The sequence below is a fragment of the Streptomyces sp. NPDC043726 genome (assembly GCF_056436565.1).
The window spans coordinates 289,564-305,261 of sequence record NZ_JBWKCI010000003.1; the positions used below are offsets into that span (position 1 = coordinate 289,564).

General features: G+C 73.2%; 15 protein-coding genes. 9 read left to right on the forward strand and 6 right to left on the reverse strand.

Annotated elements, in window-relative coordinates:
* Positions 1-21 precede the first annotated feature (21 nt).
* The 3 genes from AC068Z_RS10295 to AC068Z_RS10305 are packed head-to-tail and all read right to left on the reverse strand — an operon-like array spanning position 22 to position 3,346.
* The gene (locus AC068Z_RS10295) at positions 22-1,050 is read right to left on the reverse strand and encodes a TAXI family TRAP transporter solute-binding subunit (RefSeq protein WP_478554193.1); all 1,029 of its coding nucleotides are present in this window, start codon (positions 1,048-1,050) and stop codon (positions 22-24) included.
* On the reverse strand, positions 1,047-2,657 hold the full coding sequence (locus AC068Z_RS10300) for a sensor histidine kinase (RefSeq protein WP_478554194.1): 1,611 nt from the start codon (positions 2,655-2,657) through the stop codon (positions 1,047-1,049). Before AC068Z_RS10300 ends, AC068Z_RS10295 begins: the two co-directional genes overlap by 4 nt.
* Positions 2,658-2,668: 11 nt before the next feature.
* Entirely contained in the window at positions 2,669-3,346 is a 678-nt protein-coding gene (locus AC068Z_RS10305) for a response regulator transcription factor (protein ID WP_478554195.1), read from the reverse strand.
* A gap of 203 nt (positions 3,347-3,549) precedes the next feature.
* Between AC068Z_RS10305 and AC068Z_RS10310 the strand changes: the two genes are divergently transcribed.
* From AC068Z_RS10310 to AC068Z_RS10325, 4 genes are read left to right on the forward strand one after another with little or no spacing between them, the layout of a single operon-like run.
* The gene (locus AC068Z_RS10310; RefSeq protein WP_478554196.1) at positions 3,550-4,575 is read left to right on the forward strand and encodes an amidohydrolase family protein; all 1,026 of its coding nucleotides are present in this window, start codon (positions 3,550-3,552) and stop codon (positions 4,573-4,575) included.
* Between the two features lie 5 nt (positions 4,576-4,580).
* The gene (locus AC068Z_RS10315) at positions 4,581-5,501 is read left to right on the forward strand and encodes an amidohydrolase family protein (protein WP_478554197.1); all 921 of its coding nucleotides are present in this window, start codon (positions 4,581-4,583) and stop codon (positions 5,499-5,501) included.
* A 58-nt stretch (positions 5,502-5,559) separates the two neighbouring features.
* The gene (locus tag AC068Z_RS10320) at positions 5,560-6,918 is read left to right on the forward strand and encodes an MFS transporter (protein WP_478554198.1); all 1,359 of its coding nucleotides are present in this window, start codon (positions 5,560-5,562) and stop codon (positions 6,916-6,918) included.
* Positions 6,919-6,976: 58 nt separating this feature from the next.
* Positions 6,977-7,630, forward strand: a complete 654-nt coding sequence (locus tag AC068Z_RS10325) for a DUF998 domain-containing protein (RefSeq protein ID WP_478554199.1) — start codon at positions 6,977-6,979, stop codon at positions 7,628-7,630.
* A 298-nt stretch (positions 7,631-7,928) separates the two neighbouring features.
* On the opposite strand, the gene AC068Z_RS10330 is transcribed toward AC068Z_RS10325, so the two are convergent.
* Positions 7,929-8,405: an SRPBCC family protein gene (locus tag AC068Z_RS10330; RefSeq protein ID WP_478554200.1), complete on the reverse strand. Its 477-nt coding sequence runs from the start codon at positions 8,403-8,405 to the stop codon at positions 7,929-7,931.
* A 96-nt stretch (positions 8,406-8,501) separates the two neighbouring features.
* Between AC068Z_RS10330 and AC068Z_RS10335 the strand changes: the two genes are divergently transcribed.
* On the forward strand, positions 8,502-10,031 hold the full coding sequence (locus AC068Z_RS10335) for an FAD-dependent oxidoreductase (RefSeq protein WP_478554201.1): 1,530 nt from the start codon (positions 8,502-8,504) through the stop codon (positions 10,029-10,031).
* Positions 10,032-10,092: 61 nt separating this feature from the next.
* Positions 10,093-10,314 carry a DUF6480 family protein gene (locus tag AC068Z_RS10340; RefSeq protein WP_478554202.1) on the forward strand — a complete coding sequence of 74 codons (222 nt, stop codon included), beginning with the start codon at positions 10,093-10,095 and terminating at the stop codon, positions 10,312-10,314.
* 67 nt (positions 10,315-10,381) lie between these two features.
* On the opposite strand, the gene AC068Z_RS10345 is transcribed toward AC068Z_RS10340, so the two are convergent.
* Positions 10,382-10,804: a peptidase inhibitor family I36 protein gene (locus AC068Z_RS10345; protein ID WP_478554203.1), complete on the reverse strand. Its 423-nt coding sequence runs from the start codon at positions 10,802-10,804 to the stop codon at positions 10,382-10,384.
* Between the two features lie 109 nt (positions 10,805-10,913).
* A complete protein-coding gene (locus tag AC068Z_RS10350) occupies positions 10,914-11,834 on the reverse strand; it encodes a hypothetical protein (RefSeq protein WP_478554204.1) in 921 nt (306 codons plus the stop codon).
* Between the two features lie 263 nt (positions 11,835-12,097).
* On the opposite strand from AC068Z_RS10350, the gene AC068Z_RS10355 reads away from it, so the two are divergent.
* The 3 genes from AC068Z_RS10355 to AC068Z_RS10365 all read left to right on the forward strand — a co-directional run bounded on the left by AC068Z_RS10355 (position 12,098) and on the right by AC068Z_RS10365 (position 15,696).
* Positions 12,098-13,306 (forward strand): serine hydrolase, encoded by a 1,209-nt coding sequence (locus AC068Z_RS10355; protein ID WP_478554205.1) that lies wholly within the window; start codon positions 12,098-12,100, stop codon positions 13,304-13,306.
* A gap of 141 nt (positions 13,307-13,447) precedes the next feature.
* Positions 13,448-14,245, forward strand: coding sequence for a serine/threonine protein kinase (locus tag AC068Z_RS10360; protein ID WP_478554206.1), 798 nt, complete (start codon positions 13,448-13,450; stop codon positions 14,243-14,245).
* The gene (locus AC068Z_RS10365) at positions 14,242-15,696 is read left to right on the forward strand and encodes a serine/threonine-protein kinase (protein ID WP_478554207.1); all 1,455 of its coding nucleotides are present in this window, start codon (positions 14,242-14,244) and stop codon (positions 15,694-15,696) included. Before AC068Z_RS10360 ends, AC068Z_RS10365 begins: the two co-directional genes overlap by 4 nt.
* Positions 15,697-15,698 lie beyond the last annotated feature (2 nt).

Genomic DNA, 15,698 nt, shown 5'->3' on the forward strand with positions numbered 1-15,698 from the left:
GGCTGTGAGCGGGATAGGAGTTCAGCCGTGCAAGGCGCGGTACGCCGCCTGCGCACCGGGGTGCAGGGGGATGCCACCCGTGCCGATCAGGCTGCCGACGTCGAGGAACTGGGTGCCGACGGCGTTGCCGGGGACGAGGGCCGTCGCGCGGCGGACCAGGAGGCGGGTGAGGGCGTCGACGACCGGGCGGGGGAGGTCGGGGCGGCACACCAGCAGGTTGGACACGCCGATGGTGGCGACACCGCCCGCGCCGCGGTACGCGCCCGGCGGCAACGAGACCTCCTCCAGGCCCGAACCGGCCCGGGCGTCGCGGTCACCGAGTCGCGGCAGCAGGCCGGCGAGCGGCAGGAAACGCAGGCCGGGGCGGGTGTCGAGCTCGGCCAGGACGGGCAGGGGCACGCCTCCCGCGACGAGCAGGGCGTCGACCGAGCCCGCCCGCATCGCCTCCGCCGCGTCCGCCAGCGGGAGGTGGAGCACGGGGACGTCGGTGCCGGGGGACAGGCCCGCGGCGTGCAGGACGCGTTCGCCGAGTTCGGCCGCGCCCGATCCGGCCGCGCCGAGGGAGACGGTGTGTCCGGCCAGGTCGGAGACCTCCCGCAGGGGCGAGTCGGCACGGACGACGAACTGGAGATACGTCTCGTAGACCCGGCCGATCGCCCGCAGGGGCACCGGATGCGGGAACAGCTCGGTGCCCTGGGCCGCGCGCGCGGTGTCGGTGAGGACGAGGGCGAGATCGGCACGGCCCTCGCGCAGCAGCTCGATGTTGGCGACGCTGCCCGCGGTGGTGCGGACGCGGCAGTGCAGGCGGGGGTACGCCGCTTCCACCTCGGCGGCGAGAAGGCGGCCGAACGCCTCGTAGAACGCCGTCGGCTCCCCGGTCGCGAAGCGCAGCACGCCGCCCGGCCCCGGCCGCTGCCGGGAGACGTCCCCGGTGAGCGCACCGCCGAGCACGGCGACCGCCGCCGAGCCGAGGGCGGCACGCAGGGCGGTACGGCGGTCGACGGGGAGGGAGCGGCCTGGGCGGCCCAAGGGGAAGGGGCGACCGGTCATGACGTACCGCCGTAGGGCGTGGGCCGGGCAGCGCCGCCGTCGTCGTCGCCGCCGTCGTCGCCCCACGACGTACCGCCGAGCGCCGTGGGCCGGGCGGCGTGGTCGTCGCCGGTGTCGCCCCATGACGTACCGCCACGGGCCGCGGCCGGGGCAGTGTCGTCGGCGTCCCGCGATGTACCGGCCCGGGCCGTGGGCGGCGCCGCGCGGTCGTCGGCCCGCCACCTCGGCAGCACCGCCCTCGCTCGCAGGCCGTGCGGGCTCGCCGGGGTCAGTCGCAGGTGGCCGGAGCGGCCCGTCAGGAGTTGTTCGGCGATGGCCAGGCCCAGGCCCGTGCCCGGGGTGTCGTTCTGGTGTGGGTGGCGTGCGCGCCAGAAGCGGGTCGTGGCCAGGGGCAGTTCCTCCGTTCCGAGGCCGGGGCCGTCGTCGGTCACCGTGAGGAGGGCGTGCGGGCCCTCGGTGCTGCAGGCGAGCGTGATCCGCGCGCCCCGGCCGGCGTACTTGATGGCGTTGTCCAGCAGGATGTCGGTGATCTGGGCGAGTTCCCGGTCCGTGCACGCGGCCGGGACCGGGGCCTTGGCCGGCTGGAGCGTGAGGCGCGCTCCGGCGCGCCGCGCGACCGGCTCCCACAGCCGGTACTGGGCGACCGCCACCGCCGCCGCGTCGCAGTGGGCGTCCGAGCCGTCGGTCACCGTCAGCTCCCCGGCCCGGTGTTCCGCGGTGGCGAGGGCCAGCATGTCGTCGAGGAGGGTCTCCAGGCGGTCGAGCTCGGTGGTGACGCCCGCGTAGGTGCGGTGGGCGGAGTCGGGCAGGTGGGTGTGCAGGGCGTCGACGCGCAGCCGGAGTGCCGCCATGGGGTTGCGCATCTGGTGGGAGGTGTCGGCGACGAGCCTGCGCTGCTGCTCCAGGGCCGCCGTGACCGTACGGGCCATGCGGTTGAAGCCGGTCGCGAGCTGGCGCAGTTCGGGCGGGCCGCCGGCCCGGGTCTGTTCGGGCGGGAGCCCCGCGGCGAGCTGGCCGACCGCCCGGTCGAGCCGCCGCAGCGGGCTGACCACCCACCTCGTCGCGGCCCGGGCGAGGACCGTGCAGGCGACGGCGACCACGGCGGTGCCCGCGAGCACGAGCGCCCAGCGCCGGGTGATGTCGTCGGCCGCGGTGCCCACCGAGGCCCGCAGCACCACCGCCCCGGAGACCCGGGTGCCCGTGCCGGCCGGCTCGGCGAACATCCGGTACCCGCGTGACCAGGGACGCAGCGCTCCTCCGGGATGCTCGGTCTGGTTGCGCAGGGCCGCGTCCAGGAGCCGGGCCACGGCGGGATCGGCGGCCCGCATGCCACCGGTCTGGACGACGGGACGGCGCCGGGTGTCGACGACGACGAGCGGCTCGCCGTACAGCTGGGTGTAGCGCCGCGCCTCGGCGGTGACGGCCGAGGTGTCCCCGGTGGCCGCCGCCTGGTCCATGAGGGCCGCGAAGCGGTCGAGGTCGGCGCTGCGGGCGAGGACGAGCTGCTGGGTGCGGTCGGACGCGGTGAACAGCAGCAACGGTACGGCGAAGGCGGCCACCGCGATCACGACGAACAGCAGCAGTGCGGCCTGGACCCGGGTGCGCATGCGTCGGCCCCTCAGTCCCAGGGATCCACGACGTCCCCGAAGCGGTAGCCGAATCCGCGGATCGTCGTGAGCAGCTCGGGGCGGCGCAGTTTGGCGCGCAGCTGGGTGAGGTGGACGTCGAGGGAGCGGGACACGGCGTGGGAGGTGTCGCCCCACACCTCGTCCAGGATCTGCTCGCGGCTGACCGCGGTACCGGCCCGGCCGGCCAGTACGGCGAGAACGGCGAACTCCTTGGTGGTCAGCTCGACGTCCGCCCCGCCGGCCCGGACGCGGCGCGCGTCGAGGTCCACCTCGACGTCACCGGCCCGGACCGTCCGGGTGCCGGCGCCGCCCTTGGCCGTACCCCGCCGGGTGACCGCGTCGATCCGGGCCAGCAGCTCGGCCAGCCGTACCGGCTTGACCAGGTAGTCGTCGGCCCCGAGCCGCAGTCCGCGGACGACCGAACGCTCGTCGCCGCGGGCGGTGAGCACCACCACGGCCATGTCGCTCACGGCCCGCAGCGCGCGCAGCACGTCCAGGCCGTCGGTGTCGGGCAGGCCGAGGTCCAGAAGCAGCAGGTCGGAGCTGCGGTGGTAGGTGAGCACGTCCCTGCCGTACCGGACCCGGCGGGTGGTGTGGCCGTGGTCGTACAGGACCTCCACGAGCGCCGCGGCCACGCCGTCGTCGTCCTCGGCCAGCAGAATCTGCACCTCGCCCACCTCCTCCCGGGCTCGACTTTCGGCCACTTCCTGGCACGTCCAGCCGAATGTAGACCACACCGGCCGGAGGTCCGCCGGAGTGTTAAGGGGAGGTTAGTTCTGCGTCCGCGGCTTCCCGGCGGCCCCGTGGGCGGGGCCAGGCTGCACGGCACCCACAGCCCGAGAAGGATGCCGTACCCCGAAGGACGCCGTACATGATCATCGACTGTCACGGTCACTACACGACCGCCCCGCCGGCCCTGGCCGAATGGCGCGAGAAGCAGATCGCCGCCCTCACCGACCGGTCCGCCGCCCCCGCCCCCACGGACCTGCGGATCAGCGACGACGAGCTGCGCGAGTCCATCGAGCCGAACCAGTTGCGGCTGATGGACGAGCGCGGCATCGACGTGACGGTCTTCTCGCCGCGGGCGTCGTTCATGGCCCACCACATCGGGGACTTCGCCACGTCCGCCGCCTGGGCCGCCCTCTGCAACGAACTCTGCCACCGCGTCAGCGAGTTGTATCCGGAGCGCTTCGTGCCCGCCGCGATGCTCCCGCAGTCCCCCGGTGTCGACCCGGCCACCTGTGTCCCCGAACTCACCCGCTGCGTCGAGGAGTTCGGCGCCGTGGCCCTGAACCTGAACCCCGACCCCTCGGGCGGGCACTGGACCGCGCCGCCGCTGACCGACCGCTCGTGGTACCCCGTCTACGAGAAGATGGCCGAGTACGACATCCCGGCGATGATCCACGTCAGTACGAGCGTCAACCCGGCCTTCCACACCACCGGCGCGCACTACCTGAACGCCGACACCACCGCGTTCATGCAGCTGGTGCAGGGTGATCTGTTCGCCGACTTCCCGACGCTGCGGTTCGTGATCCCGCACGGCGGCGGTGCGGTGCCGTACCACTGGGGCCGCTTCCGGGGCCTCGCGATGGCGCTCGGCAAGCCGCCGCTGGAGGAACACGTCCTCGGCAACGTCTACTTCGACACCTGCGTCTACCACCAGCCCGGCTCGGACCTCCTCTACGAGGTCGTCCCGGCCCGGAACATCCTGTTCGCCTCGGAGATGATCGGCGCGGTGCGGGACATCGACCCGTGCACCGGCCACCACTTCGACGACACCCGTCGCTACGCGGAGGCGGCCGAGCTGTCCGCGGACGACCTCGCCGCGGTCCAGGAGCACAACGCCCGCGCGGTGTACCCCCGGCTCGACGCCCTGCTGAAGCGCCAGGGCCGGTGAGGCGGATGACCACGGTCGCCCCCAAGACCCCCGGCTGGCTGGACTGGTACCGCGGCCCGTCCGAACCCGCCTTCCGGCTGCCGCCGGGGACCGTCGACGCGCACTGTCATGTCTTCGGCCCGCAGGCCGAGTTCCCCTTCGCTCCGGAACGGAAGTACACGCCCTGCGACGGCGGCAAGGAGGACCTGTTCGCGCTCCGCGACCACCTTGGCGTCGCCCGCAACGTCATCGTGCAGGCCACCTGCCACGGCGCGGACAACAGCGCCATGACCGACGCCGTCCGGGCGGCCGGCGGCAGGGCGCGCGGCATCGCGACCGTACGGCCGGACGTCGACGAGGGCGAGGTGCTGGCCCTCGACGCGGCGGGGGTGCGTGGGGTCCGTTTTAACTTCGTACGGCGGCTGGTCGACGCCTCGCCCGAGGACGACCTGCGCACGATCGCGAGGAAGGTCGCCCCGCTGGGCTGGCACGTCGTCCTCTACTTCGAGAGCGCCGACCTGCCCGAACTGGAGGACTTCTTCGCCTCGTTGCCCGTCCCGCTGGTCGTCGACCACATGGGGCGCCCCGATGTCACCCAGCCGGTGGACGGGCCGGAGTTCAGCCGGTTCCTGCGCTTCGTCGACCGCAACGACGTGCATGTGAAGGTGAGTTGTCCCGAGCGGCTCAGCGTGAGCGGGCCCGCGGCCCTGGACGGCGAACGGCGCGCGTACACCGACGTCGTCCCCTTCGCCCGCCGGGTCGTGGAGGAGTTCCCCGACCGGGTGCTGTGGGGCACCGACTGGCCGCACCCCAACCTCACCGACCACATGCCCGACGACGGGCTCCTCGTCGACCACGTGCCGCTGGTGGCGGTCACCGAGGAACTGCGGCACAAGCTCCTGGTCGCCAACCCGATGCGCCTGTACTGGCCCGGCGAAACCGTCTGAACCCCCATAGACCCCGCCAACTCGCCGCTTCCGAATCCCCCCTCCCCGAGGACCGCTCATGCAGCATGCCAATGCCCTGAACCGGCTGGACCGGCTTCCGGTCTCCCGGTTCCACAAAGTCACCCTGCTCGCCGTCGCCTTCGCCTACTTCTTCGAGTTCGCGGACATCAACAGCTTCGCCACCACCGCCCCGAAACTGATCAAGCTGTGGGGGGTGACGGTCGACCAGATCGCCTACGTCACCTCCCTGTCGTTCGTCGGCATGTTCGTCGGCGCGATCGTCGCCGGGTCCATCGCCGACCGGTGGGGCCGCAAGCGGGCGCTGCTGTGGACGACGCTGTTCTTCGGCTTCTTCTCGTTCGCGGCGACCTTCTCCTGGGACCTGGTCTCGCTGGGCGTGTTCCGCGTCCTGACCTCGGCCGGGCTGTCGGCGATGACCGTCGTGGGCGTCGTCTACATCAACGAGATGTACCCGTCGGCGGTCCGCGGCAAGTACCAGGCGTACGCCATCGTCATCGGCATCTGCGGCACGCCCGTCACCAACCTCATCGCCAGCGCGGTCGTGCCGCTGAGCGACTGGTCGTGGCGGCTGGTCTACCTCTGGGGCTCCCTGGGCATCCTGCTCGTCCTGTTCGCCCGGCACCTCAAGGAATCGCCGCGCTGGCTGGAGAGCAGGGGCGAGCACGAGCGGGCGGACGCGGTGCTGAAGGAGATCGAGGCGGGCGTCGCCGCGGAACACGGCCCCCTGCCCGAGGCCGCCCCTCCGGTCACGGAAACACCGTCGACCAAGGCCCCGCTCCGCCTGCTCCTGCAGAAGAAGTACCTGTTCCCGACCCTGCTGCTGTCGGTGCTGTGGATGACGCAGACCATCGGCTTCTTCGGCTACTCCAGCTGGGCCCCGACCCTGCTGGCCAAGGAGGGCTTCAGCGTCGAGAAGTCCGTCTTCTACGTCGCTCTGACCACGGTCGGCGCACCGCTCGGCTGCTATCTGGCGTCCCTGGTCACCGACCGCTTCGAGCGCAAGTGGTGCCTGGTCGTCTTCGGCTCGGTGATCGCGGCGTGCGGCCTGCTGTACGGGCTCACCTTCAACCCCGCCCTCATCATCGTGTTCGGCTTCCTGGTGAACCTCTTCGAGCGCGGCTACACGGCCCTCGCCTACGCCTACTCCCCCGAGCTCTTCGACACCCGCAGCCGCTCCCTGGGCACGAGCATCTCCTACGGCCTCGGCCGGCTGTCCAACGCGGCGGGCCCGCTGATCGTCGCGGCCCTCTACAACGGCCACGGCTACCGGAGCGTCTTCTACTTCATCGCCGGCACCTGGCTGTTCGGCGCGATCGTCCTCGCCGTCTTCGGCACCCGGACCCGCTCGGCCCGCCTCGCCGAGGCGGAGCGGCAGCGGGTGAGCGCCGCCGCCTGAGCGGGGCCGCCAGGCGCGGCGGCGCCGCGTGGGGTGCGGGTCGGCTTACGGTGATGCGGTGCGACGTGTGCCCAGGTGGGCCCTGTGCTCGTCGGTGTGTGCGCCGGTCCTGTTGATCGGGGGCTGGACGATCGCGGCACACCTCGAAGGGCCCGCCTACGACCCTGCTAGACAGACGATCAGCGTCCTGGCGGCCTACGGGTCGGCGGGATTCTGGGTGATGACCGCAGCACTGCTCGCCCTCGGGATCTGCCACTTGCTGACCGCCTGGGGTCTTCGGCCGGCGGCCCCCGCCGGACGGGTGGCGCTGGCCGGTGGTGGAGTGGCGGCGTTCGCGGTGGTTCTGCTTCCGGCGCCGAGCAGCGGGGGTTCGCTGCGCCACGGCTCGGTCGCCGCGGTCGGCTTCGTGCTCCTCGCGGTCTGGCCGGTACTGGCCGCCCATCGCAGCGCGGCGGCGCCGTGGGGGCTGCGGCCCGTGCCCTCCCGCACGGCGACCGCCGTGATGGGCGTCGGAGCGGCCTGGTTCATGTTCGAGATACAGCGTCAGGGCGCCGCCGGTGTCGCCGAGCGGCTCGTGACGTCCCTGCAGTCCCTGTGGCCCTTCGTGGTCGTGGTCTCCTGTCTGCGCCATCCGCGGCCGGGGCAGGGCGCGGACAAGGAGGTCAGCGAGGACAGCCAGGACAGGGAGGACATGGACCCCGACTCGGCCTAGGTCGGCCGGGGTTTCCACTCCTCCGCGAGGATCGCGTGGACCACCGAGTCCCGCCGACGGCCCGCCTTCTGCGGTGTTGAGGGGGGAGCGGGCGCACCCGGCCGCCCGGTGTGTTCTGGCGCAGGCCCCTGTGCGGCGACCGGGCGGTGTCACCGGCACCGCTGTACGACCTCTTCGACCGAACCCGCTGAGCGCGCGGACCCGACCCGGCCGGCCCCGTTGAGGGATCGGGGCCGACCGGGGTCGCGGCGCCGGGTCCTGCCTTCGGTGCCGCGTGGCGGTGTCCCGCTCGGGCGCGTCAGCGTGTCATGCCCGGGTCCTCCGGGCGGATGCGGCCGCGCCAGCCGCCCGTGTGGCTGCCGCCGCCCTCGATGTAGTCCTTGAAGCGGCGCAGGTCGCCCTTGACCCGGCGGTCGATCATGCCGAGGGCGTCCGCGCCCTTCTCCGCCATTCCGCTCGGCTCGACGTCCATCGTCAGCTCCACCCGGGTGTGGGTGTCGTCCATGCGCTCGAAGCGGACCGAGCCACGCTGCTGGGTGTCGCCGCCCACCGTCCGCCAGGTGATCCGGTCGTCCGGCATCTGGTCGACGATCTCCGTGTCGAACTCGCGGTGCACCCCGCCGATGCTGGTGGTCCAGTGGTTGTGCCGGTCGTCGAGCTGCCGGACCTCGTCGACGCCCTCCATGAAGTTCGGGAACTCCTCGAACTGCGTCCACTGGTCGTACGCCATGCGCACCGGGACCTCGACCTCGACCATTTCCTTGACCGTGCTCATCAGTGCCTCCTTGTCGGCTCGTCGCCGTTCCTCTGCGATGCGCCGGGTACCCGGAAGGGCGAACGTAAAAGATCGCCCGAGGGGAACTCGTTGGCCATGAGAAATACCGACGCGCAGTTTCAGGGGTCCTACTGGCTGGAGACCGCGCCCGCCGGGGAGCCCGCTCCCCCGCCCGCCGGTGATCTCACCGTCGACGTGGCCGTCGTCGGCGGGGGCATCGCCGGGCTCAGTACGGCCTGGGAGCTGGCGCGCCGGGGACGCGACGTCGCCGTGCTGGAGGCGGGGCGGATCGCCGCCGGGGTCACGGGGCACACGACCGCCAAGCTCACCGCGCTGCACACGCTGATCTACGACCGGCTGCGCCGCACCCGGGGTGCCGAGGGCGCCCGGCTGTACGCGCGCTCCCAGAGCGAGGCGATCCGGCATGCCGCCGGGGTCGTGGAGGAGCTGGGCATCGACTGCGAGTGGGAGGAGGCGGCGGCCTTCACCTACGCCGAGGACGCGCAAGGCGTCGAGGAGCTGCGGGCGGAGGCGGAGGCGGCGCGGGAGGCGGGGCTGCCCGCCGAGTTCGTCAAGGAGACGGGGCTGCCCTTCCCCGTGGCCGGGGCCGTCCGGGTCGGCGGGCAGGCTCAGTTCCATCCGCGGAAGTACCTGCTGGCCCTCGCGGACGATCTGCGACGCCGGGGAGGCTCGGTCCACGAGGGCACCCGGGTCGTGGGACTCACCGAGGGCAAGCCCTGCGTGCTGTCCACGGACGCCGGGGTCTCGGTGCGCGCCCGCGATGTCGTGATCGCCACCCACTACCCCGTCTTCGACCGGGCCCTGCTCTTCACCCGGCTGTCGCCGCGCCGGGAACTGGTCGTGGCGGGCACCCTCGACGAGGAGCGGGCCCCCCGCGACATGTACATCACGCCGGAGCAGGGCACACGCTCCGTCCGCTCGGCGCCCCTCGGTGACGGCAAGCGGCTGCTGATCGTCACCGGGGAGCACTTCACCCCGGGCTCCGCCGACGTCGACGAACGGTTCGCCCGGCTGACCGCCTGGGCCGAGGAGCGCTTCCCCGGGGTCTCCCTCACCCACCGATGGGCCACCCAGGACAACGACTCCACCGACTCCGTCCCCCTCGTCGGCCCCTTCCACCCCGGCAGCCGCCACACCTACGTGGCGACCGGGTTCGGCGGCTGGGGCCTGAGCGGCGGCATCATGGCGGGCCGGCTGCTCGGCGACCTCGTGACCGGACGCACGGTGGAGTGGAGCGACCTCTACGATCCCCGCCGGCTGGCCTCCGTGGTGCGCGAGGGCGGGACGTTCCTCAAGCACCAGGCCCAGGTGGCCCGGCACTTCGTCGGCGACCGGATCCCCCCGCTGAGCGGGCCCGCGCCGGAGGACATCCCGCCGGGCGACGGAGCCGTGGTGCGGGTGGGAGCGGCGCACCTGGCCGTGCACAAGGACGAGAACGGCCAGCTCCGGGCGGTCTCGGCCCGCTGCACCCATCTCGGCTGTCTGGTGGCCTTCAACCGCGCGGAACAGGCCTGGGAGTGCCCGTGCCACGGCTCCCGGTTCGCCCCGGACGGGGAGATCCTCCAGGGGCCCGCCGTACGACCGCTGAAGCGGCACGATCTCTGAGGCGCTTTTCATCCCGGAGCCGAGGGGAACCCGGTGCCCGAACATGAGAGGAGCGTGCGCGATGACGACTCCTGACCCCGAACCGAGGAGGACCCCGGGGCTCGAACCGGGTGGTGAGGTACCCCCGGGCGAGACACCGCCCTCCGAAGGAGGCACGTACGGCATCTCGCATCCCGAGCCGCCCGAGCTGCGCAAGGGATGGGGTGCCATGCCCCTCGCCCTGATCATGGTGCTGGTGTTGCTGGTGGTGATCGGGCTGATCGCGATGGCGATGCTGTTGTGAGACATCAAAGAGGCCCCCGGATCGAAGACCCGGGGGGCTCTCGGCCGTCACGGCACCGAGGCGGGAGTCAGCAGGTGCCCTGGATCCAGCGGTTGGCCTCGCCCTCGTCGTTGGCGACCTCGTCCCAGGTGTTGCCCCAGCCCTTGTCCAGGCAGAAGGAGTTGCCGCCGTAGCCGTTGTCCGCGTAGACCACCACGGAGCTCCACGAGCTGCCGGTGCCGTTGTTGAACCAGGACGAGTCCTCGTGGGCGATGAAGCGGTTCTCGGTGTCCGACCAGATGGGGTTGTCGTACTGGAACTTGGCGATGCCGACGTCCTCCAGCTGGTAGTTGATCCCCTTGTAGACGCACAGGAACCCGGACGGGCAGTTGCCGGGGTTCTGCGTGCTGTAGGTGGGGGTCGTGCCGCCGGCCTGGGCGGTGGTGGCGGCGATCGGGATGAGGGCGGAGGCGAGGGCCAGGCCCAGCAGGGCGCGCTTGCTCGTACGCATGGGTGTTCTCCTTGTGGTGGGTTCTCCCCGGGCGGCGGTATGCGCGCCGGGGCCCGCGCCCGGGCCGCCGAGGGCGGCCGGGCGCGAAGGCTGGGTGGTTCGTGCCGGATCAGGCGGGGCCGGTGACCGTGCGGGCCCGGTCCAGCGCCGTCGTGACGGCCTCGGTGTAGTAGCGCGTCTGGCGGGCGAACTGGTGCTGGGCCGCGTACCGCACGTGCCGCCGTTGCAGGCTCGCGCCGGTCCTGGCGAGGCCCGCGGCGCGGTTGCACTCGGCGTCGGCGACGGCGACGGTCACCTCCCGCTTCCAGGCCTTCTCCGCTGGGCGGTCCCGGTTCTCCTTCGCCACGGCGCCGATGGCCTCCGAGGAGCTCGGGTAGTCGAGGCCCCGCTCCCGCATGCAGGCGCGCCAGTCGTCCAGTGCCTCGGTGTACGGCTCCTCGGCGATCACGTCGTCGTAGGTGACGTACTCCAGGTTCACCACGGCCGCCTTGGCCTCGGTCCACCGGCGCAGATCGCCGTAGAGCTCCCGGCGGGCGTCGGCCAGGCAGCCGTCGGCGCTGGTGAAGATCCGACCGCGGCCGGGCGCCGGTACGACGATGGCGGCACGGTCGGTTCCGTTCAGGGCCCGGTCGAACGCGGCCTGGCGCTCGGGCGGGAGGGAGGCGAGGTAACGGGCCTGAGGGCCCTTCTCGGCCGTGGCCTTGCCGCCGGCTCCGTCCTCTGCCCGTGCCGCCTCGGCCAGGCCGTACCCGTGGCGGCGGGCCCAGGCGACGTCGTCCAGGCCGAAGCTGCGTTCGGGTGCCTGGGTGCGCGGGCCGCCCGGGTCGAGCCGGTACTGGAAGCCCTTGTCGCGCATGCAGCCGGCGGTCAGCCGCTCCTCCGCCACGCCGAGGAGCCTGCGTTCCCCGTCGGTCAGTTCGGTGCGCAGCGGGCCGCCGGTGTCGTCGGCCGGCCGGTCGGCGGCGGAGCAGGCGGTGACGAGCAGCAGGCCCGTCACGGCGAGCGTCCAGAGCAGTGCCTTCCCGCTCATCGGAACTCCATCCCGTGTCGTCGAGTGCGGTCGAACGCTGCGGAACGTATCCGGAGCGCGGCCCGGCGCGTCATCCGGAAGTTCGCGGAATGACGCCTCGCGGGACGGTGGGGTAGAGGCCTGCGGACCCCGTCCGGGCGGCACCGACCGGCCACGACACCCCGTCAACTTCCGGATGTCGCGCGCCCGGTCGGCGCCGTAGCGTCCCCACGCCACCTGCGGCCGTACGCGGCCCAGGACCCGGAGCCGAAAGGGGAACCCACTTGACCAGTCCCGCCGCCCGCCCGCGCCGACTCGGTGCCGTCGCCGCCGTCCTCGCGCTCGCCGCGACCGTGCCGTTCCTGACCGGGACGCCACAAGCCACCGCCGCCCCGGCACCGGAGACCGCCGCCTCCGCGCAGGCCGAGGTCCCCGCGGGTGTCACCGCCGGAGTCGCCGTCTTCGACCGCACGACCGGCACGTTCACCGAACGGCTCAACGAGAACCTGCAGTTCCGCTCGGCCTCGGTCGTGAAGCTGCTCATCGCCCTCGACCACCTGCGCGACCGCGACCCCCGCACCCTGCCCGCCGCCGACCGCGCCCGGCTCGACTCGATGCTCCGCAGCAGCGACGACAACGCGGCCAGTCACTACTGGAAGGCCGGCGGGCGTACGGCGATCATCGACCGGACGGTGTCGCGGCTCGGCCTGACCGACACCGCCAACCCGCCCGCCGGCTACGAGGACTACTGGGGCTACGTGGCCCTGTCGGCCGCCGACACCGTGCGGATCTACCGGTACGTCCTGGACACCGCCTCCGCGCCGGTGCGCGACTACGTCATGGGCAACCTGCGGCAGTCGACGCGCTGCGGAACCGACGGGTTCGACCAGCAGTTCGGCATCGCGGGCTCCTTCCAGCGGCCGTGGGCGGTCAAGCAGGGCTGGTCCGGGTTCGGCGACTCCGGCGGGTGCGCGCCGAAGCCCGCCACGACCGTCCCCTCCGCGTCGGCCCAGCGGTCCGCGCCTGAATCCGCGCCGGAGTCCGCGCCGCGCGCCGCCGCCGGGGTCGACCTCACCCGCGAGGCGCTGCACACCACCGGCACGGTCGGCACCGGCGACCGCACGATCGTCGCCGTGTTCACCCTGCACCCGGACGGCACCCCGTACGGGAAGGCCTACACGGACCTGGGCCGGCTCACCCGCTCCCTCGACGTGCCCGGCGCGGTCCGCCCGGCGGGCACCTGGTTCGGCACCTGGAGCTCGGGCGTGAACGTGCGTCCGCGGCCGACCACCGTCGACTCCGCACCGCTGACCACCCTGCCGGCGGGCGTCGAAGTCCTGGTGAGCTGCCAGAAGCCGGGCCAGGAGGTCAGCATTCCGCCATACACGAACGCGTGGTGGGCCTACCTTCCCCAGTACGGCGGGTACATGACCAACATTTACCTCAGCTCGCCCGGCAACCAACTGCCCGGCGTGCCCCTCTGTTCCTCGTAGAAGGCACTGGACAGCGGCCGCTGAGGCCCTCCGGCGGAATCCGGCCACCGGGCGCGTGACCGGGCCCCGCCGGATACCCCCCGGGGCTACGATGCGGCGCGGCCGCTGACCAGGCCGAAAGCGGGGAAGGAAAATCTGCCCATGAGCGGCATACTGATCCATCTGCCGTCAGCCCACCGCACCGAACCGGCGACGACCCTGCGTCTGGGACCGGGGGAGGCGGCGCGCTTCGGCCGGGGCACGAAGGCGCATCCGGTCGAACTGCTGCTGCCCGACCCGGCCGTCTCCCGGCTCGCCGGGGAGGTCCGGGTCACGGAGGACCACTGGCAGCTCACCAACTACTCCACCACCCACAGCTATCTCGTCGAGAACCCGGAGGGCGCCGGGGAGTACCTGCGGGTGCCGCCGCGCCGGTCGGGGGCGCCGATCCCTTTCGAGTTCGCCCGGGTCGTCCTGCCCACCCGGGGCTCCACGGTCAGCTTCCAGGTGTTCGCCCCGGACCACGTCTACCTCGACGCGGACGATCCCGGCGGCGCCTGGGGCACCCGTACCGTCAACGCGTACTCCCTGGACGAGACCGCCACGTACTTCCTCGTCCTGGTGGCCCTCTGCGAACCGCGGCTGCGCGACGAGTCGGCCGTCAGTGTGCCGACCACCCCGCAGGTCGTGGACCGCATCCGCAGCCACCCTGCCCTGTCCCGGCTGACCGCGCGGGCGGTCACCTCCCACATCGACTACCTGGCGGAGCAGAAGCTGCGGGTGCGCGGACCGCAGGACGCCGTCGACACGGGCGGCGCCCGGCGCACCGGCAAGCGTGAGGCCGTGGTCGGGGTCGCGCTGCGCTTCGGCCTGGTCCGCGAGGAGCACCTGGCGCTGCTGCCGCCCCGCTCCCCGGACCTCCCCCTCCCGGAACCGGCACCGTCGGGGGGCCACCGGTGAGCGGAACGGGAGAGACGTACGACGAGAAGACGGGCGAGACCGGCGGGACGGGCGGGACCGGCGACGGCGGGAGAACCGGCCGCATCCCCCGGGGCTTCCGCGTCGGCCGCTGGGAGGTCACCGAGCCCATCGCCGACGGGGGTTGGGGACGCGTCTACGAGGGCCGGGACACCGAGGACCCCGAGCCGGAGCGGCGGGTCGCGCTGAAGTTCCTGCCCACCTCGGGGCTCGCTCCCCGCCAGGCCGAGCGGATCGCGGAGACCGCGCGGCGGGAGATCGAGTTCGGCAGCCGGGCCCATCACCCCCGGCTGATGCGGCTGCTGGACTCCGTGGTGCTCGGCGACTGCGCGGTGCCCGGACTCGACGGTGCCGTCGTGCTGGTCATGGAGCGGGCGGAGAGCAGCCTCCAGGATCTGCTGGACGCGGCGGACGGCGAACCGCTGCCGGAGGCGGACCGGCTGCTCACCGAGATCTGCGAGGGCCTGGCCCATCTGCACCGGCTCGGCTGGGTGCACGGCGACCTGAAGCCGGACAACGTGCTGATCATGGCGGACGGTTCGGTACGGCTGTCCGACTTCGGCCTCACCGCCGAACTGGAGGGCACGCGAGGCACCCACGGCTACATCCCGCCCCTCGGCTCGCCCGACTACCTGCCGCCCGAGCGCTGGCGGGCCCCGCTCGACGAACGCGGGGTGCAGGTGCGACCCACGGCCGACGTCTGGGCCCTCGGCGTGATGATCCACCAGATGTTCACCGGTGGTGCCTCGCCCTTTCCCGGGGCCACCTTCACCTCCCGGGCCTCGGCGGTCCAGGAGTACGCCGAGGGCAGGGCGCCGCTCCGACTGCACGTCGTCGTACCGGAGTTCTGGCGCGCCCTGGCCGCCGACTGTCTGCTGCCCGCCCACACCGACCGGGCCGCGCACCCGGCCGAGAGCCTGCTGGACCGCGTCCGGGCCGCCGGGCCCGGCGACGGCCGCCCCGCCGGCCGTCCGCGCACCGCCAAGCGGACCGCCGCGCTCGCCGCGGGCGCCGCCCTGGCCCTGCTCGGCGCGGGCGGCGCCGCCTGGTGGCAGTGGGGCCCCTCCGACAACCGCGACTCCGGGCGTACGGCGCACCAGGCGCGGCTGACCGTGTACAACGCCGACGACAAGTGCCGCGCCCGCACCGACCGGCACCCCGAGTGCAGCCTCGGCCTCGCCATCGACCCCACCCTGCCGTACGTCCTTGACAACGTTGTGCGGACGCGGGTGTGGCACGGCGAGGCCCTGGGCGTCGAGTGCGCTCTGGAGCGCGGCGTCCCCATCACCGACGAGGCGGGCGTCCGCTCGTCCCGCTGGTACCGGGTGCGGCTGCCCAAGGCCGAGAAGGGCCCGGAGACCGTGCGCACCACGGCCTGGCTGCCCGACGTACGGACCAGGAGCCATCCGTCCGTCCCGGCCTGCGCCGGGTGAGC

Excerpts from the sequence above, each read along its gene's own strand:
- AC068Z_RS10295 (WP_478554193.1), bottom strand. The coding sequence starts at position 1,050 with ATGACCGGTCGCCCCTTCCCCTTGGGCCGCCCAGGCCGCTCCCTCCCC.
- AC068Z_RS10300 (WP_478554194.1), bottom strand. The coding sequence starts at position 2,657 with ATGCGCACCCGGGTCCAGGCCGCACTGCTGCTGTTCGTCGTGATCGCG.
- AC068Z_RS10310 (WP_478554196.1), top strand. The coding sequence starts at position 3,550 with ATGATCATCGACTGTCACGGTCACTACACGACCGCCCCGCCGGCCCTG.
- AC068Z_RS10315 (WP_478554197.1), top strand. The coding sequence starts at position 4,581 with ATGACCACGGTCGCCCCCAAGACCCCCGGCTGGCTGGACTGGTACCGC.
- AC068Z_RS10320 (WP_478554198.1), top strand. The coding sequence starts at position 5,560 with ATGCAGCATGCCAATGCCCTGAACCGGCTGGACCGGCTTCCGGTCTCC.
- AC068Z_RS10330 (WP_478554200.1), bottom strand. The coding sequence starts at position 8,405 with ATGAGCACGGTCAAGGAAATGGTCGAGGTCGAGGTCCCGGTGCGCATG.
- AC068Z_RS10335 (WP_478554201.1), top strand. The coding sequence starts at position 8,502 with ATGAGAAATACCGACGCGCAGTTTCAGGGGTCCTACTGGCTGGAGACC.
- AC068Z_RS10340 (WP_478554202.1), top strand. The coding sequence starts at position 10,093 with ATGACGACTCCTGACCCCGAACCGAGGAGGACCCCGGGGCTCGAACCG.
- AC068Z_RS10345 (WP_478554203.1), bottom strand. The coding sequence starts at position 10,804 with ATGCGTACGAGCAAGCGCGCCCTGCTGGGCCTGGCCCTCGCCTCCGCC.
- AC068Z_RS10350 (WP_478554204.1), bottom strand. The coding sequence starts at position 11,834 with ATGAGCGGGAAGGCACTGCTCTGGACGCTCGCCGTGACGGGCCTGCTG.
- AC068Z_RS10360 (WP_478554206.1), top strand. The coding sequence starts at position 13,448 with ATGAGCGGCATACTGATCCATCTGCCGTCAGCCCACCGCACCGAACCG.